General features: G+C 68.4%; 28 protein-coding genes. 17 read left to right on the top strand and 11 right to left on the bottom strand.

The genetic code is table 11. The features are described 5' to 3' along the window. Positions 1 to 234 precede the first annotated feature (234 nt). From ACIRPH_RS31475 to ACIRPH_RS31430, 10 genes are all read left to right on the top strand, one after another. Positions 235 to 450: a hypothetical protein gene (locus ACIRPH_RS31475; protein WP_402921231.1), complete on the top strand. Its 216-nt coding sequence runs from the start codon at positions 235 to 237 to the stop codon at positions 448 to 450. Continuing rightward, a complete protein-coding gene (locus ACIRPH_RS31470) occupies positions 447 to 677 on the top strand; it encodes a hypothetical protein (protein WP_402921228.1) in 231 nt (76 codons plus the stop codon). The genes ACIRPH_RS31475 and ACIRPH_RS31470 overlap by 4 nt, the downstream gene beginning before the upstream one ends. Further along, on the top strand, positions 674 to 799 hold the full coding sequence (locus ACIRPH_RS31465; protein WP_402921226.1) for a hypothetical protein: 126 nt from the start codon (positions 674 to 676) through the stop codon (positions 797 to 799). Before ACIRPH_RS31470 ends, ACIRPH_RS31465 begins: the two co-directional genes overlap by 4 nt. Beyond that, positions 796 to 1,233: a hypothetical protein gene (locus ACIRPH_RS31460; protein WP_402921223.1), complete on the top strand. Its 438-nt coding sequence runs from the start codon at positions 796 to 798 to the stop codon at positions 1,231 to 1,233. Before ACIRPH_RS31465 ends, ACIRPH_RS31460 begins: the two co-directional genes overlap by 4 nt. A 72-nt stretch (positions 1,234 to 1,305) precedes the next feature. Then, positions 1,306 to 1,890, top strand: a complete 585-nt coding sequence (locus tag ACIRPH_RS31455; RefSeq protein ID WP_402921220.1) for an NUDIX hydrolase — start codon at positions 1,306 to 1,308, stop codon at positions 1,888 to 1,890. An 8-nt stretch (positions 1,891 to 1,898) separates the two neighbouring features. Continuing rightward, complete coding sequence (locus ACIRPH_RS31450) at positions 1,899 to 2,087, top strand: hypothetical protein (RefSeq protein WP_402921217.1); 189 nt, start codon at positions 1,899 to 1,901, stop codon at positions 2,085 to 2,087. Between the two features lie 33 nt (positions 2,088 to 2,120). Beyond that, the gene (locus ACIRPH_RS31445) at positions 2,121 to 2,405 is read left to right on the top strand and encodes a hypothetical protein (RefSeq protein WP_402921214.1); all 285 of its coding nucleotides are present in this window, start codon (positions 2,121 to 2,123) and stop codon (positions 2,403 to 2,405) included. An 83-nt stretch (positions 2,406 to 2,488) separates the two neighbouring features. Further along, a complete protein-coding gene (locus tag ACIRPH_RS31440) occupies positions 2,489 to 2,734 on the top strand; it encodes a hypothetical protein (protein WP_402921211.1) in 246 nt (81 codons plus the stop codon). A 667-nt stretch (positions 2,735 to 3,401) separates the two neighbouring features. Further along, the gene (locus ACIRPH_RS31435; protein WP_402921208.1) at positions 3,402 to 4,328 is read left to right on the top strand and encodes a hypothetical protein; all 927 of its coding nucleotides are present in this window, start codon (positions 3,402 to 3,404) and stop codon (positions 4,326 to 4,328) included. A gap of 28 nt (positions 4,329 to 4,356) precedes the next feature. Beyond that, complete coding sequence (locus ACIRPH_RS31430; RefSeq protein ID WP_402921205.1) at positions 4,357 to 6,330, top strand: hypothetical protein; 1,974 nt, start codon at positions 4,357 to 4,359, stop codon at positions 6,328 to 6,330. A 142-nt stretch (positions 6,331 to 6,472) separates the two neighbouring features. On the opposite strand, the gene ACIRPH_RS31425 is transcribed toward ACIRPH_RS31430, so the two are convergent. Beyond that, a complete protein-coding gene (locus ACIRPH_RS31425; RefSeq protein ID WP_402921202.1) occupies positions 6,473 to 6,673 on the bottom strand; it encodes a helix-turn-helix transcriptional regulator in 201 nt (66 codons plus the stop codon). 771 nt (positions 6,674 to 7,444) lie between these two features. On the opposite strand from ACIRPH_RS31425, the gene ACIRPH_RS31420 reads away from it, so the two are divergent. From ACIRPH_RS31420 to ACIRPH_RS31395, 6 genes are all read left to right on the top strand, one after another. Then, positions 7,445 to 7,966 carry a hypothetical protein gene (locus tag ACIRPH_RS31420; RefSeq protein WP_402921199.1) on the top strand — a complete coding sequence of 174 codons (522 nt, stop codon included), beginning with the start codon at positions 7,445 to 7,447 and terminating at the stop codon, positions 7,964 to 7,966. Positions 7,967 to 8,050: 84 nt separating this feature from the next. Further along, complete coding sequence (locus ACIRPH_RS31415; RefSeq protein ID WP_402921196.1) at positions 8,051 to 8,422, top strand: hypothetical protein; 372 nt, start codon at positions 8,051 to 8,053, stop codon at positions 8,420 to 8,422. Further along, the gene (locus tag ACIRPH_RS31410) at positions 8,419 to 8,736 is read left to right on the top strand and encodes an HIT domain-containing protein (protein ID WP_402921193.1); all 318 of its coding nucleotides are present in this window, start codon (positions 8,419 to 8,421) and stop codon (positions 8,734 to 8,736) included. Before ACIRPH_RS31415 ends, ACIRPH_RS31410 begins: the two co-directional genes overlap by 4 nt. A 66-nt stretch (positions 8,737 to 8,802) precedes the next feature. Next, positions 8,803 to 9,555, top strand: a complete 753-nt coding sequence (locus ACIRPH_RS31405; protein WP_402921190.1) for a metal-dependent hydrolase — start codon at positions 8,803 to 8,805, stop codon at positions 9,553 to 9,555. Between the two features lie 127 nt (positions 9,556 to 9,682). Continuing rightward, on the top strand, positions 9,683 to 10,144 hold the full coding sequence (locus ACIRPH_RS31400; RefSeq protein WP_402921187.1) for a transcriptional regulator: 462 nt from the start codon (positions 9,683 to 9,685) through the stop codon (positions 10,142 to 10,144). 66 nt (positions 10,145 to 10,210) lie between these two features. Beyond that, positions 10,211 to 10,498 carry a hypothetical protein gene (locus ACIRPH_RS31395; RefSeq protein ID WP_402921184.1) on the top strand — a complete coding sequence of 96 codons (288 nt, stop codon included), beginning with the start codon at positions 10,211 to 10,213 and terminating at the stop codon, positions 10,496 to 10,498. Positions 10,499 to 10,510: 12 nt separating this feature from the next. Here the strand turns inward: ACIRPH_RS31395 and ACIRPH_RS31390 are convergent, their stop codons facing one another. Beyond that, positions 10,511 to 10,726 (bottom strand): DUF397 domain-containing protein, encoded by a 216-nt coding sequence (locus ACIRPH_RS31390; RefSeq protein WP_402921181.1) that lies wholly within the window; start codon positions 10,724 to 10,726, stop codon positions 10,511 to 10,513. Positions 10,727 to 10,803: 77 nt separating this feature from the next. Next, positions 10,804 to 11,109 (bottom strand): hypothetical protein, encoded by a 306-nt coding sequence (locus ACIRPH_RS31385; protein ID WP_402921179.1) that lies wholly within the window; start codon positions 11,107 to 11,109, stop codon positions 10,804 to 10,806. A gap of 72 nt (positions 11,110 to 11,181) precedes the next feature. Between ACIRPH_RS31385 and ACIRPH_RS31380 the strand changes: the two genes are divergently transcribed. Continuing rightward, on the top strand, positions 11,182 to 11,625 hold the full coding sequence (locus ACIRPH_RS31380) for a GNAT family N-acetyltransferase (RefSeq protein ID WP_402921176.1): 444 nt from the start codon (positions 11,182 to 11,184) through the stop codon (positions 11,623 to 11,625). 197 nt (positions 11,626 to 11,822) lie between these two features. On the opposite strand, the gene ACIRPH_RS31375 is transcribed toward ACIRPH_RS31380, so the two are convergent. The 8 genes from ACIRPH_RS31375 to ACIRPH_RS31340 form a co-directional block, all read right to left on the bottom strand. After that, positions 11,823 to 12,317, bottom strand: a complete 495-nt coding sequence (locus ACIRPH_RS31375) for a hypothetical protein (RefSeq protein WP_402921173.1) — start codon at positions 12,315 to 12,317, stop codon at positions 11,823 to 11,825. 68 nt (positions 12,318 to 12,385) lie between these two features. Continuing rightward, complete coding sequence (locus tag ACIRPH_RS31370; RefSeq protein WP_402921170.1) at positions 12,386 to 12,973, bottom strand: hypothetical protein; 588 nt, start codon at positions 12,971 to 12,973, stop codon at positions 12,386 to 12,388. A gap of 67 nt (positions 12,974 to 13,040) precedes the next feature. Beyond that, positions 13,041 to 13,265 carry a hypothetical protein gene (locus ACIRPH_RS31365; protein ID WP_402921168.1) on the bottom strand — a complete coding sequence of 75 codons (225 nt, stop codon included), beginning with the start codon at positions 13,263 to 13,265 and terminating at the stop codon, positions 13,041 to 13,043. Positions 13,266 to 13,332: 67 nt separating this feature from the next. Continuing rightward, on the bottom strand, positions 13,333 to 13,551 hold the full coding sequence (locus ACIRPH_RS31360) for a hypothetical protein (RefSeq protein WP_402921165.1): 219 nt from the start codon (positions 13,549 to 13,551) through the stop codon (positions 13,333 to 13,335). A gap of 70 nt (positions 13,552 to 13,621) precedes the next feature. Next, positions 13,622 to 14,005 carry a hypothetical protein gene (locus ACIRPH_RS31355; protein WP_402921162.1) on the bottom strand — a complete coding sequence of 128 codons (384 nt, stop codon included), beginning with the start codon at positions 14,003 to 14,005 and terminating at the stop codon, positions 13,622 to 13,624. A 71-nt stretch (positions 14,006 to 14,076) separates the two neighbouring features. Continuing rightward, a complete protein-coding gene (locus ACIRPH_RS31350) occupies positions 14,077 to 14,277 on the bottom strand; it encodes a hypothetical protein (RefSeq protein ID WP_402921159.1) in 201 nt (66 codons plus the stop codon). Positions 14,278 to 14,340: 63 nt separating this feature from the next. Continuing rightward, the gene (locus ACIRPH_RS31345; protein ID WP_402921156.1) at positions 14,341 to 15,036 is read right to left on the bottom strand and encodes a hypothetical protein; all 696 of its coding nucleotides are present in this window, start codon (positions 15,034 to 15,036) and stop codon (positions 14,341 to 14,343) included. A 235-nt stretch (positions 15,037 to 15,271) separates the two neighbouring features. Continuing rightward, positions 15,272 to 15,883, bottom strand: coding sequence for a hypothetical protein (locus ACIRPH_RS31340; protein ID WP_402921153.1), 612 nt, complete (start codon positions 15,881 to 15,883; stop codon positions 15,272 to 15,274). Positions 15,884 to 16,040 lie beyond the last annotated feature (157 nt).

The raw sequence follows: 16,040 nt of genomic DNA, 5'->3' as shown, positions 1-16,040 counted from the left end.
CTGCCCGAAACAGTCACGAACGACCTCGGCGACCTGGTTGATCTGCAAAACCCCAGTTCAGAGCTATCGGTAGCGGTCAGCAGCTGGCAGTAGAAAGCCACTTCCGGCAGTAGTCCGCTCCAGATCCACTCCAGATGGAGCGGGTCTGACTCCAGAACTGAAGAAGCCCCCGTCCGGTGCTGCAAACACCGTCCGAGGGCTACCCGATCACCTGATCTGAGCAGGAGTCGAGCTGTGAACAGCATATCCTTCGACGTCCCCGACGTCTCCCCCGCGCTTGAGGCCATGCGCCTCGCGCTGTCTTCCCTCTCCCCCGTCGAGGTGTGCGCGCTGGTCGCTCTCGCCATCGCCCTCGCGGTCACCCTCGCGACCTTCCGCCGCCAGCCGCTCACCCTGAACGAGCGCGCCGCCGCCGAGGCCGGCCTGACCGTCGAGGAGGTCCGGCGATGAGGTTCCACTACGTGCTCACCCTCCAGTTGCGCGGCTACGACCCGGTCACCTACAAGGGCACCTGCGTTCCCCGGCCAGGGACCACCTCCTCTGATCTCCTCGACTTCGTCACCCGCGAGTTCCTGAAGGCCATGGGCCGCCCGGGAGAGCAGCAGTACTCGGTTCTCTACTGGTTCGTGGGCCCGGACGAGCTTGTGCCTGCTGCGGCAGATGGCGGTGCCCGGTGACCTTCATCGACTTCATTCTCGCGAACCCTCTCGGGGCGGCCCTCGGCGTCCTCGTGGCGGTCTCCATCGCCGCGATCCTCTACGCGGCCATCGCCGCTGACTCCGAAGGAAGGTCCCGATGACCACCGCCGCTTCCCGCTTCGCCGCTGTCACCGCGGCCATGGAGGTCGCCCACCACGTCGGCGACTACATGCTTCAGACCGACACCCAGGCCGCCCGCAAGGGAGCCCGTGGTGACCGCCTGGGGGAGTGCACCGAGGCCGAGTCGTGGACGGCGCTCGCCGGACACGTCGCCTCGTACCACGTGGCTCAGGTCGGTGTCCTGCTGTTCGTCGACCGGGCGTTGGGGCTGAAGCTCCACCCGGGCCGTGTCACTGCGGGTGTCGCCATCTCCGTGGTCACGCACGCGGTGATCGACCGCCGGTGGCCCGTCCGTGAGTGGATGGACCGCGCCGGCGCGAAGAAGTTCCGCGAGCACGGCGGGGCCGCGCACGTCGACCAAGCCATGCACAGGGTCAGCCTGTTCGCTGCGGCGCTCGTCATCTCCAGTCGCTGACCGTGCTCTCCCTCTGCCGTCCGGCATGTCCGGGCGGCTCGGGGACCAGCACGACCACACGAAGGAGCTCTCATGAAGCAGTGCGATGGAAACTCGGTCGGCGTCGTCCTCCGCGACGACCAGGGCCGCATCCTGATGATCACCCGCAACCTCGCCCCCAGCGGCATCGCCCCGATCGCGGGTCACGTCTGCGACGAGATCCCGACCCTCACCCACCTCGGTGCGGCGATCGTGGAGACCCAGGAGGAAGTCGGGCTGACGGTGTGGCCGGAGGATCTGACGCTGGTGTACGCCCGCAGCATCCCGAACCGGTGCCGCCGCATCCCCGCCGCGTCGCTGAGCCACGAGTGGATGGTGTTCGGCGCGACCCGGTGGACGGGCGAACTGTCCCCGTCCGAGCGCGAGACGCGCGGCGCCCGCTGGTACGAGCTTGACGAGATCCAGGCCCTGGCGGAGCGCACCGTCGCCTACGCGCACGGGGACGTCACCGAGGCGGACTGGCAGGCCGAGCCGGGTCTGGAGCCGGTGTGGGTGGACATCTTCGAGACCATCCCCCGCCGAGTCGGCCTCTTCGCGGACATGACGGACACCATCGTCAAGCTCCCGTACTCGGACATCGCCGCTGTTCAGAAGCTCTACACCGTCGCGCCCGCCTAGGAGGGGTCATGTTCCAAGGATGCCTCGGCCGGATCGTCACCTGGATCGTCATCATCGCCGTCGGCCTGTGGGTACTCCGCTACCCCGAATCCCTGGCGGGCCTGTTCGGAGTAGGGCTCGATCTCGCCAGCGGCGGCGGAGATTCCTTCGGCCGTTTCATGACCGCGATGGTCGCCGAGCTCGACGGCCTCATCTGATCGCCAGAAATCCCTGCACAGAAAGGCTTCACCATGGCCACCATCTTCAAGCACACCAACTTCGTCGACCAGACCATCGAGATCGACGACGACCCCGGGCTGCGGGTCACTACCTCGTCCTGCGAGCCGGTGACCGCGGACGTGTACCTGCCCGAGTCCGACGAGCCTCACGCGGTTCTGGGCCTTCTGCACGCGATCCTCGTCGCCTCTGGCATGGCCGGCGACTACGAGATCACGGTACGGCCCGGCTCCGAGTTCGGCGACGCCGAAGAGCTCGCCGCGGGGATCGCCCGGGTGAAGACGCGCGCGACTGCTTGACACGACGGAGGCCCGCCCAGAACGACCAAGGACCGGGCGGGCCACGTCTCCCCGCATCTGCAAGACGAGAGGAGGACTCTCCCATGATGACACGCCACCCGGAGGGCCCCATGCGCATCCTCGCGCTCCTCGTCTACACCTGCACCGCCGCATGGGTCACCTGGATCCACCGGGACACCCCCTGGGCGGTCATCCACATCACCGGAGCGATCGCGGGCCTGTGCGCCACGGGGCTCGCGGTCAGCTACGCGGGGGCTCTCGGTGAGATCACCCCCGACGACGCACCTGACGAAGCTGAGGACTACATGAGGGAGGGCTGGGATGACTGAGGTCCCGGAAACCACGGAGGAGCAGGCCTCCCCCGCGCCGGCGCCTGCTGTCGAGGCTCCTGCGGAGAAGACCCCGAAGGAGACCAAGGAGAAGAAGGAGTCGGGCTTCCCTGTCGGCCAGGCCGCCGTGGGTGGCCTGGGTGCGGTGACGCTCGGCTCCTACGCGCTCGCGTCCGTCGTCGGCCCCGTGGGGTGGCTGGCTGCTCCGGCCGCTGCTGGTGTCGCTGGCGTGGGGTACGTGGCGTACCGCCACAGCAAGAAGCGCGGGAAGCGAGGCGGTCGACGCCGCTCGGAGCGTCGCCCCCGCACGATCCGCCGAGCCCCGGGCGGGAGGCTCCGGATGGGGTCGCCGAGCCTGCCCGGTGGGCGTGGGCGTGCATCTGCCCCGTTGGCTGCACGTGCGGGAGGTGTGGGCGCTCCGGGCCGCGGTAGGTCGGGTGGGCTCGGTGGGGCGTCGGCGCTCAAGGGCGCCGGGCCGAAGTCGGGCGCGTCGGGCCGCAGCGTCTCGCCTCGTGGGGCTGCTCCTCGTGGCGGCTCTACCCCGCGCGGCGGCGGCCTGTTCGGTCGCCGCTCCCCCGGCGGCACCACGTCCTCGAAGCGCAAGACCACACCCCCGGCCGGCGGCACCCGGGGCAAGGGCACGTCGCCGCGCACCTCTGGAGGCGGCATGTCGAAGACCAGGTGGGGCGGCAGCTCGGGTCCCACCGCTAAGCCCGCTGGTCGACTCAAGCGCGCCGGTCGCGCCGCAGGCGCCTGGGCGGACCGTAAGACCGGACAGAAGGCGTCCAGCGCGTTCAAGGCGGCGCGCAAGGAGCGCGGCTTCCGTGCCCGCTCCAAGGCCGCCAGCAAGGCCGTCCGCAAGAAGGGCGGAGGCAAGCTCACCTCCGGGATCGTCGGCGTCATTGTCGCCGCGTGGGCCGGGCTCGCCTCCCTCTTCGGGAAGGGCAGCAAGACCAAGAAGGGCGGCAAGCCCACCGCCGAGAAGGACACCCCGGCTGCCCGGTACGCCCGTGATGGCTACAAGCTCGGCCCCGAGGTGCCCGGAGCGCCCGGATCCTTCTACGCCGACCCGGCCGACACCCGGCCCGGCTACGTCGACCCCAGGGGGGGCGCCGCATGGCCCGGCTACACCACCACCGAGTACGACGCCAACGTCGACCCCCGGTCGTGGGACGAGCGCGTGGCCGCTGGCGATGTGCCCGGGTTCAGTCCCAAGACCACCAAGACCAGCAGCACACCCACAGGAGGAACCACCATGGCTGGACTGCCCGCTGCCGCCATCGCCAACGACATGGCTGGCGCCATGACCCGCTACGAGCCCGCTGACGCCTACCAGGTGCTGCGGGACGCCCGTCAGTGGCCGGACGTCTTCCTTCAGACCGGACACGCCGTGAAGGCCTACGCGGATGGGCTGGAGACCGCGCGTTTCCCGCTGAATCCGGCGATTGTCGCGAAGATCCGCGAGGTGTACGAGGCGCTCGGGTCCGTGTACGACCTCGCCGAGGAGATCGAGCCGCTGATGCGCAAGGCGCACGCCGCCGACATCGCCCGCCAGGAAGGCCGGCGCGGCGACGAGTCCAAGTGGAACGTCTAACCCCCGCCTGATCTGGAAGGAGACCCCGATGGCCACCTGGTCACTCGCCACCGACAGCGTCGGAGGCAACGCCATCACCGCAGCTGTCGGTGTGGCCGCTACCACCGCAGCCATGGACGCGCTCGGCCTGCACCCCATCGCCGGAGTGGGCATCGCCGCTGTCGGGGCCCTCTCCTCCCTCGTGACCGGCGGCATGGCCCCACCGGAACGCGTCGCCGCGACGCTGGGCAGGTGGGCTGGCGTTGGCGGGTGGATGACGTGGGCGCTCGCCGGCGACCCGTGGTCGGCGCTCGGTATCGGGGCGCTCGTGGGCGGGTCCGTGCTCGGAGCCAGCATGGGCCCGTGGCTGCGACGGCGCTCCGCCGTGCCCGCTGGGGCGCGAGCGGGGGGCCTGGTGCTCGGGTCTACCGCGAAGGAGAACGCGGAGTGGCAGCAGCGGATCATCGATCGTGGAGGCCAGTCGTTCCACGGGATCGTCGTGGAGGCCGTCACGAAGTGGGAGAACGGCGGCGGGGTGGACGTGCGGGTGTGCCTGCCCAAGGCCGGTGCCACCGTCGACCAGCTCCGCTACCTCGCCCCCGGTCTGGCCGCTGACGCGAATCTCCCGCACGGCTGCTCAATCGAAGTCATCGAGCCGGAGGGCGAAGGTCAGCGCACCGTCATCCTGCGGGTCCCCACCCAGGTCATGACGTCCCTCGACGAAGGCCACCCGCTGTGGGAGGAACAGCGCAGCATCCTCGATGGGGTGCCGATCGGCGCCCACCCCAACGGCGACACCGCCGAAGGGCCGATGCGCGAGGAGTCGTGGCTGGTCGTCGGGAAGAAGGGCGCGGGCAAGACCACCCTGCTGTGGGGCATCACCGCGACCGTCGGCATGTGCTCCGACGCCCTGGTGTGGCACATCGACCTGAACGGGGGCGGCATGACACAGCCATGGGTAGACATGTGGCTGGACGGGCGGGTGCAGCGCTGCCCGATCGACTGGGCTGCCCCGAACGTCGACGAGGCGATCCGCATGGTGACCGCCGCGGTGAAGATCGCGAAGCACCGCAAGATCGCGTACCGGAAGCGGAAGAAGGAGCACAACACGAACTTGCTTCCCGTGGGCGCTGACCTGCCGGAGATTGTGATCATCCTCGACGAGGGGGCGGAGGCCATGGCCGCTGCGGGCAAGGGTCAGGTGGTGGAGCTCGCGACGAAGCTGGAGGAGATCCAGCGGATCGCGAGGAACGAGGCCGTGAACCTGGTTCTGTCCGTGCTGCGTGGGACCGGAGACCTGGTCCCGGCCGCCATGTCCACCCAGACTGGCGTGGGGATCTGCATGAAGGTCCGCCAGCAGAAGGAGATCGCCGCCGTCTTCGAGTCCGCGTGGGAACTCAAGCTCAAGCCCGAGCACCTGACGGCGAAGGGCTCCGGGTGGATCAGCGTCGACGGCGCTTTGCCTGTGCGCTACCAGGGGTGGAACATTTTGCCTGACGACATGGAGAAGGCCGCCCTGCGGATCGCTCAGGTGCGTCCGGATCTGGATGAGGCGTCCGCGAGCGTGGCCGGCGACGACTACGCCACCAGGTACGAGCGGATGCGGGGCCTGTTCACCGAGGACGCGGAGATCGTCGAGGACGAGCCCGCGCCGGCCGCGGCGGCGTCCGGGACGTGGACGTCTGGGTGGGGTTCGTTCGGCAACACCGCCTCCGCGCCGGAGCCCGCCGGTCCTGCTCTGGTCGCTGGCGACGACGGTATCGAGGACGCGGAGATCGTGGAGGACACCCCGATCGACGACATCCTCGTGGGTGCGCTGCGGGTGATGGCGGACGCCGGGTCGGACCGGGCGACCCGCTCTCAGCTCGCGGACCGGCTCACGGGCGGCGACGAAGACCTGTTGCGCAAGCGGATGACGGCTGCGGGGGCGTGCCCGGTGCACTCGCTGAAGGTCGACGGGCGGGACGCGCGGGGCTGGTATCGGCGTGACATCGAGGCCGCGTTGAGCGTGACAGCGGCGTGACACCTGCCGTCACATCCGTGACGGTGTCACTGGTCGTCACCCTCTGACCTGCGGTGACACCGTGACACCGCCGTCACAGGGTGGGGGTCTCGGGGGTTCTGGAGGCCCGGGGAGGGGGTGTGGGGGCGTGACGTCACGAGCGTCACGCCCTTCCTTTCTTCTTCCGGGCGGGGTGGCGCTGACGCCACGCGTCGAGGTCTTCGGGGTCCCACAGCGAGGTTCGTCCGACCTTCGTGGGGGCGGGGAAGTCGGGGTCGCGGTAGGCGAGGTTGTAGAGGACTTGGCGGCTGATGCCGAGCCTTTCGGCGGCTTCGTCGCTGGTCAGGTACTTGGAGAGGTCCATGGTCTGAGAATAACAGGCTAGGTTAGTTGACTTCATGTAGCATAGGTTATGTGATCTAACATAAGCGTGGCTCGCCCCGGTGTCTTGGCGGACGAGGGCGAGCCACTTACCTCACAGAGAGGCACCACCATCATGGCAGCTAGCACGATCCCCCAGTCCGACGACGTCGCCCTCGCGGAGATCCGCGACCTGTCCTACCGGATCGGCGGTGGACTGCCGGGCCGCAATCAGCTCATGAAGGAGTTCGGGTGGGGGGCGGCCCGGTCCAGTCGCCTGCTCGGTCTGTACAAGGAGCAGTCCGGTCCGGTCGAGGCGGACTACCCCGGTCCGCCGGACCGGGCCGAGGACAGCGCTCCCCAGTCCGGTCCGGAGTGGAGCGAGGCGGACCAGTCCCCCAGTCCGACGCCTGCCCCCCGGCCCGGTCCGCAGTCCTCCCCGGACCGCTCCTCTGGTCCGGCCCGTCAGCCGCAGTCTGAGGAGCGGTCCGGTCCGGCTGGTGGGGGGCAGTCCGCCCCGGTCCGGTCCGAGGGTGGCCCGGTCGAGGACGCGCCCGCGCCCGAGCAGTCCGCTGCTGCTCCGGTCCGCCAGTCTGCGCAGGCCAACCCCCAGACCAGTCCGGCCCCGGTCCGCCCTGCCAGTCCCCCGGTCCGGTCTGCTGCGTCTGTCCCTGAGGCTCCGGTCCAGCCCGGTCCGGCCCTTCCCCAGTCCGATGGCGGTCCGGTCCCCCAGTCCGGTCCGGCAGTGGAACCCGCCCCGGTCCGACAGTCCACGGTGGACCGTGACACGGACCAGTCCGACGGTCCGACGGTCCGGGAGGAGGCGGACCAGTCCGGAGACCGGCCTGCCGGGCCGGACCGGCCCCCCTATGGACTGATCGTCGCGACCCTCGCAATCAGTCTGTCGGCGTTCACGGCGGTCTGGGGTGGGTGGGTCGGGCTGGGCCGCATGGTCGGCTTCGGTCCGGTCAACCTGCTTCCGGGGATCGGGGATGGACTGATCGTGGACCTCGCGATCACCCTGCCGATCGGCATCGAGGCGTATGCGGCGGCGGCCCTGTGGGTCGCGGTCGGTGGACTGGTCCACGGAAAGGGGCGGTGGTTCGCCGGGGTGTCTGCGGCCACAGCTCTTGGTCTGGGCGCGTTCGGGCAGGCGGTCTACCACCTTCTGGAAGCGCAGGGGAAGCACACGGCCCCGGACTGGGTGGTGGTGTTCGTGTCAGTGCTGCCGGTGGTGGTGCTGGGTGCGGCTGGTGTGCTGCTGCACCTGGTAATGGAGGGGCGTAAGCACCGCTGAGTCGTTCGGCTTCTCTGCTGCCCGTTTCGGCGGGCGGCGGGGTGGCCGGGCGACAGGCCTGGACGTCCCCCTTGGAGGTGCAACATGACCGCGCACATCACCACCTTCGGCGTTCTTCACGGCGATGAGCCGGACGCCTCGTGCCCGATCCGCGTCGACCTGACGACCGCGCTCCGCAATCCTGCAGACGACCCCGCCATGATCGAGATGACCGGTCTCGATGTCCGCGTCCGCGACCACGTGATGAACACGCCGGGCGCCGTTGAGATCCGCGACCAGGCGCTCATGGACATCAAGGAGGCTCTCGGCGACGGTGAAGTCCAGGTGCTCGTGTACTGCCGTGGCGGCCGGCACCGTTCGGTGGCCATGGGCGAGGAGCTCTATGACGCCCTCGCCGCCCGGGGTGTGGATGTCCGGGTCGTGCACCGAGACGTTGAGAAGGCGGTCGTCCGATGAGCTGCGTGTTCTGCGACATCGTCTGCGGGAAAGCTCCGGCGCACGTTGTGCGGGAGTGGTCTGACGCGGTCGCGTTTGTCCCGCTGAACCCGTGCTCCGATGACCACACGCTGGTCGTCCCCCGAGTGCACGTCGCTGACTTCGCCACCGACCCCGAGGTGTCCGCGGCGGCCATGAAGCGGGCCGCTGAGCTTGCCTCACCCGGCCAGCACGTCTCGGTGAACATCGGCCCCGGCGCCGGCCAGACCGTGTTCCATCTCCACGTTCACGTGTGGTCGTGCACGGGCTCGGATATGCCGTGGGAGCCGAAGTAACGCTCCGTCCGAGAGGTAGCCAAGGTGCTACTTCCTCTCCCCTCCTCCCCCTTGGAGCCCCTCATGATGGGTACCTCGCATGCCGCCACGGGCGTGCTCGCCGGCGGCATGACCGGCTTCCTCCTCTCCGACAATCTGGGCCACGCGCTGGTGTGCGCAGCGATCGGCGCCGGCGCCGCGCTCCTCCCTGACCTGGACACCCCTGGCAGCACGGCGGGCCGGTCTTTGGGGGCGGTGACAGAGCTCGTGTCGGGTCACATCCGTCAGGCGTCGCGGGAGGTGTACCGGCGCACCGCAACCGAGGTTGAACGGCGCCGCCCGCAGGATGGCGGGCACCGGTTCCTCACTCACACCGTGCCGGCGTGCCTGGCGTTCGGGGTGGTGGCGTTGGTGCTCGCCCTCATCCCCCTCGGTGCGGGCCTGGTCGTGTTCGCGATGTCCGCGCTCGGCCTCGGCGCTGTGCTCCGCGAGTGGAAGTTCCTCGGCACCCGGAAGAAGCGCCAGCTGGCCGCGGTCATCACGGCCGTCGTGTTCGGGGTGGGGACGATGATGGTGCCCGGGTGGGGGCCTGCGTGGTGGCTCGTCGGCCTGACCGTGTTCGTCGGGTCACTGACACACGTGCTCGGAGACTGGCTGACTCGGTCGGGTGTGCCGTTGGCGTGGCCGCTGGTGGTGAACGGCAAGAGGTGGTGGATGTTCCGCTCGCCGGTCGCGTTCCACACGGGCAAGAGCCCGGTCGAGGTCGGCATCAAGTGGGGGTCGGTGGTCGCGTTCCCGATCCTGGTGGTGTTGGGGACCCCGGCGCCTCCCCCAATGTGACCGCACACCTCGGCCCCTGCTCCGGTGGGGGCCTTTTGTGTCTCAGCCCACACCGCGAGCGTTCACATCTGAACAGGGCCTACGGCCGACGCGACCGAGCATGGGGTTACCCGAGCGAGGAGCCACCGTGATCGATCCGACCGTATTCGCCGCAACGTTCGCGGCCCTGTACGCCGGGCACCAGGTGGGCGACCACTGGATGCAGACCTCGTGTCAGGCCGCGGAGAAGGGCGGCGCGGGGTGGTCTGGTCGCGCCGCGTGCGCCCGCCACGTCACCACCCTCACCGCCGTCAAAGTCGTGTGCCTGGCCCCGGTGGTGGTGCTGTCCGGGATGGACCTGCACCCGGTGGCGCTCACCGCCGGCCTGGGCGTGGACACGGTCTCGCACTACTGGGCCGACCGAAGAACGACGCTGGCTCGGCTGGCGAGGCTGTTGGGGCGGTCCGAGTTTTACCGGCTCGGCGCTCCCCGAGCCGGGCGCGACGACAACCCGTGCCTCGGCAACGGGTCGTATGCCCTTGATCAATCGTGGCATATCGGGTGGGGGTTCGTGGCCTCCCTGATCATCGCGTCCGGGGCGACCGTGTGACCGGCACCACTTCTCAGAGTCCGGAATCGGACGGTACACGTCGCCGTTGGCCTCCACCATGGGCCCATGGACCTGATGGAGATGACCACGTTCCTGCATCGCCGACTGGACGAGATGGAGCGGCAGGTGTGGCGCGATCTCATCTCGGAGTACCCCGGCACCTTCAACCGCGCCGACCAGGAGTGCCGGCGGTGGCTTCAGGGCCGGGCGCTGGGGGTGGAGGTTTTTGGCGACATCAAGTTGTGGCGCCACATTGTGGATGCCTGCTACATGGCTGGGGATGATTCCGAGGACGTCCGTGCGGTGGCGGCGAAGTGGGCGGACCACCCGGACTACGATCCGGCGTGGGCGTAGGCCTCCGTCTCGTCAGGTGGCCCGCAGGAACGCGGACCACTCGGTACCGGGGAAGGACAGGTGCCCCAGGTCGCGGTTCTGGGTGTCGCGGACGGCGGCGCCGTCGGGAAGGTCGGCGACCTCGACGCACGCGCTCTGGCTGCCGCTGTAGCTGCTCTTGCGGAACGCCACCTCAACACAGTTCTGCACCGTGCTATGGGTCGACTTGAAGAACACGAGTTCGCTCATCCCCGTGGTGTACCCGCTGACGTGGTGGTGCTGGTGGCCGGAAGCGGACAGGCCTGCCCGCCGTGACTCAACTCCACCTACTCCAGGAGGAACCTGGCCAGGTCCAGGGGCTCCATCGCCCGGTAGGAAAACTCGCCGGCTTCATCCACGTGGACGTGCTCGGGCCATCCCTGGCTCTCGAACCGGTCGAACAGGTCGAGGCCTCCGCGTGCGACGACGAGCGGTAGGGCGCCGTCGAGGATGGTGATCATGTGGACCTGCTGGCATTCGCAGGCGACGCAGAACGCCAGGTCGGTTCCAGTCTGGGCGAGGGTGTTGAGCGCGGCGGGGTAGTGAACGGTGTGGCCCGCGGCGCAAGCGGTGAGGGTGGAGGGCTGTTCCATGCGGGGACGCTAGCAGGCCGCTGGTCGGGGCGGAGGCAGTATCCGAGTTCGACCTCCGGATACCGTGCCCTCATGCTGATCCGTCGTGCCCTGCCTGAGGACGGCCCGGACCTCGCTGCCCTGGTCGCCGCCGCGGCGCCGTCGTTCGGCGCGAAGGGGCACTCGAAGGGTGTCACCCTGGTCGCCGTTGACGCCGGCGCGGTCGTGGGCTGGATTGAGGGCGTTCTCGACGGGGCCTACACGGGCCCTGGTTCCCCTGTGCCGCCTCCGCACGGGTACGTGATGTCTCTGGTGGTGGACGCCGGGTGGAGGCGGCAGGGGGTCGGTACAGGGCTGCTGGACGCGTTCGTGGGGACGGCGCGCACTGCTGGCCTCGCGTGGGTGTTTCTGTTCCCGGACGAGGACGAGAACGTGGAGGGGCGCGTCGCCTTCTTCGAGCACGCCGGGTTCGAGGCGGTCGACGACCCCGACGAACGGTGGCCCGCGATGGGGAGGTGGGCTCAGTCCTTCCGCTGAGCTTCAAGGGCAGCCCGCGCCTCTTCCCGGTGGCGGATGATCGTAGCCTCGATCTCATCGACCGAGGGGCCTCCGGGGGTGTGAGCTCGCAGTGCCGCTTCGCGAGGCGGAAGGCTGTCGCGTTCCCTGCGTGCGGCAGCGAGGATTCGTCCAGCGGCGCGGATTCGGTCTTCAGGTATCAAGTTCACTCCTGTTGGTTAAAACGCCAGGTAGTCCAGGGCGAAGCCGAGGAAGAACAGCGGGACGGCGATGGTGCGGAGCCAGCGCTCAAACTTCTGGTTGGCCAGCATCCGCCCGAACTTGACGACGAGCTTCATGGAAAAGATGGGAATGCGATCCATTGCCCACCAAATGAGCGGCATGAACGCCGCCATGGTCAGCCAGAGCACCCATGGAGGATAGTTCTCCAGGAGCCATTCACCAGGGCGAACAGTCTCCGTGAGCACGAGCACACCAATCGGGAACAGCAAGACGACAGCTACCACTAGGTAACCGGATTTCCCAACCCTGTTTCCCCAGGCGACCAGCCGCTCGGATCCGATGATGTCGAGCACGATCGTGGTGCCCGCGAGGAACGCGAGGAGCTTTCCTGTGCGCGCTGCCCAGAGCACGGACATGCCGTGGATGCTGTGTTCGGTGAGCTGTTGCCCGGACCACCAGAGGGCCCAGGCTTCGGTGATGGTGAGGTCCACGCGGGGAGCGTAGGGCTATAGGGGCGGCGGTGAAGGTGAGTGGCCGGAAGCGGCCATGGGGTGCCCTGTCAGTTCTCCGGCGGGCGCTCGCCGAACTCGCGTCCGCCCATCAGCTCCCAAAGCCCCTCCCGGGCCGGGCGCATGTATCTCGTCTTCGGTATCGGTTCTCCGCGGAGGTATGCGCCAAGGCACCGTTGGGCTTCAGCGGTCGTTGCGTACATGAGAATCTTGCCCCTGGGCGCGCCGGTGACTTCCGACAACCAGGGTTCGTTGCCGAATCCCGAGGAGCAGATGGCATCGAGGTCCTTGCGTAGATCCTCTTCAGGTAGCTGCAACAGGGCTAGTTGGATCTTGCCCAGGCTCTCGCTGAGTTCAGCGTTCCATGAACGAACTTCTGGGGTCCACGCTTCGACTGCGCTGGGAGTTCCGCCTTCGTGTTCGGGCCGGTCGCTGGCAAGGTCGCGGATGGCCTGCAGTTCGGTGAGGATGGCGTGTGCGGCTTGGTGGCCCATCTCGGTTCGGCGTTCGTCGGCGGCGTGCTTGGCTTGTCGTTTCTGCTGGTAGACCACGCCCAGGAAGGTGGCCAGGCCGCCAATGAGTGCTCCGCTGAGTGCTCCTCCTGCGCCGATGAGGCCGACTGCGATTTCGGGGGTCACGTGTTCTCCGAACTCGAAAGGATTCCTTTGGGGTTCCCGCCTCGCCGACCGCCGACGCGGCAGGGGCTCACTCCGCGTTCTCCAGCTCCGCCCACGCGCTGTCGCGATCCTCCCGGTAGCGGGCGGCGCTGTGGCGGACGCTGTCGAGCTTCGCCATGAGCCGGGCGCGGTCGTCTGTCCACGCCGCGATGATTGCCGCAGGGTCGCCGTGGTGGGCTTCGACGACGGTCTGCGGGTCGATGCCGGTCTCCTGTCGGGCTTCCTCGGCGAAGCGGATCAGCGGGTCCTTCATGTGTCCTCCGTGAACTATCAACTGGGGGTTGATGGTTGGGGTGTCCTGGTGTCGGACGCCCCGAGGGTCAGGCGGTCTCTTCGACCAGGCTGTAGCCAGTCCAGTGGCGCTTGCCATCGGTGTGGAGTTTTCGCAGTCGGACCCATCGGACATTAGACCCGTCCAGGTTCTCCACGAGAGCGCTCGGTCCGAGGGCGTACCCCCAGTCCGGGCGGATGACCCGGATGGTGTCGTCGGCGCGGCGGTTCGACCGGTAGATCTGGCCGGTTCGTATGTGGACGGTCATGCCGTTCCTCTTGGTCGTGGTGCGTCTTGCGTGGGTGTGGGGCGCCGGCACACGGCCGATGCCCCGAGGGTCAGGCTCGGCCCGTGTACTCCAGCCACTCCTCCGCGACCACCCGCGAGTTCACCTCGCTGAACCACAGCAGATGCTCCTCCACACGGCTCAGCATGCTCACCATGTCGCGGCGCTCCTCCTCGGATGCGGCCTCGTACTCGCGTCGCAGCCTGATCGCTTCGTTGCGGGTGGCGGTGTACTCCGGGGTGTAGGTGCGGCGCAGCTCGTAGGCGGCGGTCTCTTGCGGGGGCATGCACACGTCGATGACTGAGTCTGGTTCAGGGGTGAGGCTGACGCCGGGGGCTTCGTGGAGGTGGGTGACGGTGTATCGGCCGTTGCGGATGTCGATGGATGGCACGGTGGCTCCGTCGAAGGGGCCGCCGCGTAGTGGGATCTGTCGCATGGTGTTCCTCCTGCTCTGATTGTGACCTGCCGGGCTGGGCCCGCCCGACGCGCGGACGGGCCCCGGGGGGTTCAGATCCGGCGGCGCGCCTTCGGCACGTGGTCCGGCGGGCAGTACCCACCGAGCACGCTCCACTCGTGGCAGAGGGTGGACCCGTCGGCGGCGATCCAGTGGCCGCGCTTGTCGGGGTGAGGCCAGATCTTGTGTCGGCACTCCGCGCACTCGCGGGGTTCGCCCGTGGCGCGGGCAGCGGTCTGTTCGGCGAGGGTCATGGGGGCCTCCTGCGCTCATGATCGCTGATGGGCCCGCCGGAGGTCACCCGACGGGCCCGTTGGTCAGCCGCGCGGCCAGCAGGTGTCACAAACCAACTTCGGGCGCTCATGGCCGCAGGGGCACAGAACGCACTGTTCGAGAGTGCAGCCACTCTCTCCATGCTCGAACCGCGCCGACCGAGCCGCCAGATATGCCGTTGTCTCAGCCCATGAGAGCGCCGTCGGGCCGGTAACACCATCGAAGGATTCCAGCTCCTTCCACCGCAGGGGCCGGTAGATCCATTCCGTCGGCGCTCCCACGTCCCTGAACACGGTGTGCAGACCCGAACCGTTGGCGTCGAGGATGGTCATCCAGTGCAGCCAGCCGCACAGGAGGCCGGTGTTGTTTGGATCGGGGATGTTGCCTAGGAGCAGGATCCTGTTGTGCCCCGGAATCTCGGCTGGCCAGGTTTCGTCGATGACGTCGCATGGACGCCGCGCGTCGCCGTAGACGACGGGAAGGCCGTCCATCGCGGTGGCCGCGCGAAGGCGCTCCATGTCTTTTGAGGTGGGGGCACCTTTCACTTCGACCCACACCTGCTGGCCCGGGAGCCAGAAGTCAGGGAGGTACTGGTCTCCGTTGCCGAGGATGTATCCCTCTGGTTCGTACAGCCACTTGACGTTGAGGTGGTCGAAAAACACGGCCCAGCGAGCCTCCAGGCGAGACCGGAAGCGGGTGTTGGCGTAAGTGGTCTCAATGGGGGCGATAGGGGTGGTCATGCTGCTCCTGTCGTCATTGTTGCTGCTGATGATGGCGTCTCGCGCGTCGGATCGCTTGCGATTCGACCCAAGCGAGCGAAGCGAGCGCGGAGTTGATACATGGTCTGGAACTGGTCTGGTTGGTGGTCTGGTGGGCGGCACTGACTGCCGCCACTTCTGGCAATCAGTGCCGCTATTACCGGCAATCAGTGCCGGTACTTCTGGCAACCATTGCCGGTACCGGCAATCAGTGCCGCTACCAGTCGTCGTCGCGCGCCTTGCGGAACAGCTCGAACCTCTCAACGAGCGGCATCGCGTCCAGGCCCGCCGACCCGCCGTTGGCCTGCCGCTCGGACCAGAGTCGGTAGCAGGAGTCGGCGTCGCGCCCGTTGGCTCCACGGGGCTCGGGGCAGAAGAGGAACTTCTCGAACTTCGCGGAAGCCCTGCCGCCCTTGAGTACGCAGTTGCCCACGGGGTTGAACTCCCCGCCGCAGTACTGGCAGGTGAAGGGTCCCCGGTTCGGTCCGAGGATGGGGTAGCCCTTCCAGTTCTCGGGGATGTGGAGCTGGTAGACGTCGGACTCGCCCTTGTAGGAGGACCCCTTGTGGACGCGTTCGGCCATCTTGGCGTCGCGTAGGACGGCCCAGGCATTGCGGACGCTGCGGTCCCCGAGGGAGGTCTCACGCATGAGGGCGTTGTTGCCGGGGCGGCAGTTCGCGCCCGTGTCGAAGTCGGCGTACTCAGCGGCCACGAGGGCGACCGCTTTGACGCTGGTCTCGAAGAGGAGGACTCGGACAAGGGAGCGCCATCGGAAGACGAACGGGATGGGCTTGCCCTTGGAGTCGACGGTGTCGCCGGGGTTGATCATCGCGCGCCTCCCTTGGGGAGGTACACGGCTGTGACTCGCGAGTCACTGACCCGGTTCGTGTATCCGGGTATGCTGTAGCTAAGCTTCATGCCTAGCCGCCCTTCCTGGTGAAGACAGGTGAGGTGGTCAGAGCCCGTATCGACGTTGGCGCGTCGTG

The organism is Nocardiopsis sp. NPDC101807 (assembly GCF_044766605.1).
GTDB classification, from domain to species: domain Bacteria; phylum Actinomycetota; class Actinomycetes; order Streptosporangiales; family Streptosporangiaceae; genus Nocardiopsis; species Nocardiopsis tropica.
Note: the sequence above shows the minus strand (reverse complement) of the source record. Positions and strands in the feature narration are given on the sequence as shown.

Excerpts from the sequence above, each read along its gene's own strand:
- ACIRPH_RS31425 (WP_402921202.1), bottom strand. The coding sequence starts at position 6,673 with ATGGACCTCTCCAAGTACCTGACCAGCGACGAAGCCGCCGAAAGGCTC.
- ACIRPH_RS31440 (WP_402921211.1), top strand. The coding sequence starts at position 2,489 with ATGATGACACGCCACCCGGAGGGCCCCATGCGCATCCTCGCGCTCCTC.
- ACIRPH_RS31450 (WP_402921217.1), top strand. The coding sequence starts at position 1,899 with ATGTTCCAAGGATGCCTCGGCCGGATCGTCACCTGGATCGTCATCATC.
- ACIRPH_RS31360 (WP_402921165.1), bottom strand. The coding sequence starts at position 13,551 with ATGACCGTCCACATACGAACCGGCCAGATCTACCGGTCGAACCGCCGC.
- ACIRPH_RS31355 (WP_402921162.1), bottom strand. The coding sequence starts at position 14,005 with ATGCGACAGATCCCACTACGCGGCGGCCCCTTCGACGGAGCCACCGTG.
- ACIRPH_RS31415 (WP_402921196.1), top strand. The coding sequence starts at position 8,051 with ATGACCGCGCACATCACCACCTTCGGCGTTCTTCACGGCGATGAGCCG.
- ACIRPH_RS31470 (WP_402921228.1), top strand. The coding sequence starts at position 447 with ATGAGGTTCCACTACGTGCTCACCCTCCAGTTGCGCGGCTACGACCCG.
- ACIRPH_RS31395 (WP_402921184.1), top strand. The coding sequence starts at position 10,211 with ATGGACCTGATGGAGATGACCACGTTCCTGCATCGCCGACTGGACGAG.
- ACIRPH_RS31385 (WP_402921179.1), bottom strand. The coding sequence starts at position 11,109 with ATGGAACAGCCCTCCACCCTCACCGCTTGCGCCGCGGGCCACACCGTT.
- ACIRPH_RS31405 (WP_402921190.1), top strand. The coding sequence starts at position 8,803 with ATGGGTACCTCGCATGCCGCCACGGGCGTGCTCGCCGGCGGCATGACC.
- ACIRPH_RS31345 (WP_402921156.1), bottom strand. The coding sequence starts at position 15,036 with ATGACCACCCCTATCGCCCCCATTGAGACCACTTACGCCAACACCCGC.
- ACIRPH_RS31340 (WP_402921153.1), bottom strand. The coding sequence starts at position 15,883 with ATGATCAACCCCGGCGACACCGTCGACTCCAAGGGCAAGCCCATCCCG.
- ACIRPH_RS31435 (WP_402921208.1), top strand. The coding sequence starts at position 3,402 with ATGTCGAAGACCAGGTGGGGCGGCAGCTCGGGTCCCACCGCTAAGCCC.
- ACIRPH_RS31445 (WP_402921214.1), top strand. The coding sequence starts at position 2,121 with ATGGCCACCATCTTCAAGCACACCAACTTCGTCGACCAGACCATCGAG.
- ACIRPH_RS31410 (WP_402921193.1), top strand. The coding sequence starts at position 8,419 with ATGAGCTGCGTGTTCTGCGACATCGTCTGCGGGAAAGCTCCGGCGCAC.
- ACIRPH_RS31365 (WP_402921168.1), bottom strand. The coding sequence starts at position 13,265 with ATGAAGGACCCGCTGATCCGCTTCGCCGAGGAAGCCCGACAGGAGACC.
- ACIRPH_RS31390 (WP_402921181.1), bottom strand. The coding sequence starts at position 10,726 with ATGAGCGAACTCGTGTTCTTCAAGTCGACCCATAGCACGGTGCAGAAC.
- ACIRPH_RS31430 (WP_402921205.1), top strand. The coding sequence starts at position 4,357 with ATGGCCACCTGGTCACTCGCCACCGACAGCGTCGGAGGCAACGCCATC.
- ACIRPH_RS31455 (WP_402921220.1), top strand. The coding sequence starts at position 1,306 with ATGAAGCAGTGCGATGGAAACTCGGTCGGCGTCGTCCTCCGCGACGAC.
- ACIRPH_RS31460 (WP_402921223.1), top strand. The coding sequence starts at position 796 with ATGACCACCGCCGCTTCCCGCTTCGCCGCTGTCACCGCGGCCATGGAG.
- ACIRPH_RS31380 (WP_402921176.1), top strand. The coding sequence starts at position 11,182 with ATGCTGATCCGTCGTGCCCTGCCTGAGGACGGCCCGGACCTCGCTGCC.
- ACIRPH_RS31350 (WP_402921159.1), bottom strand. The coding sequence starts at position 14,277 with ATGACCCTCGCCGAACAGACCGCTGCCCGCGCCACGGGCGAACCCCGC.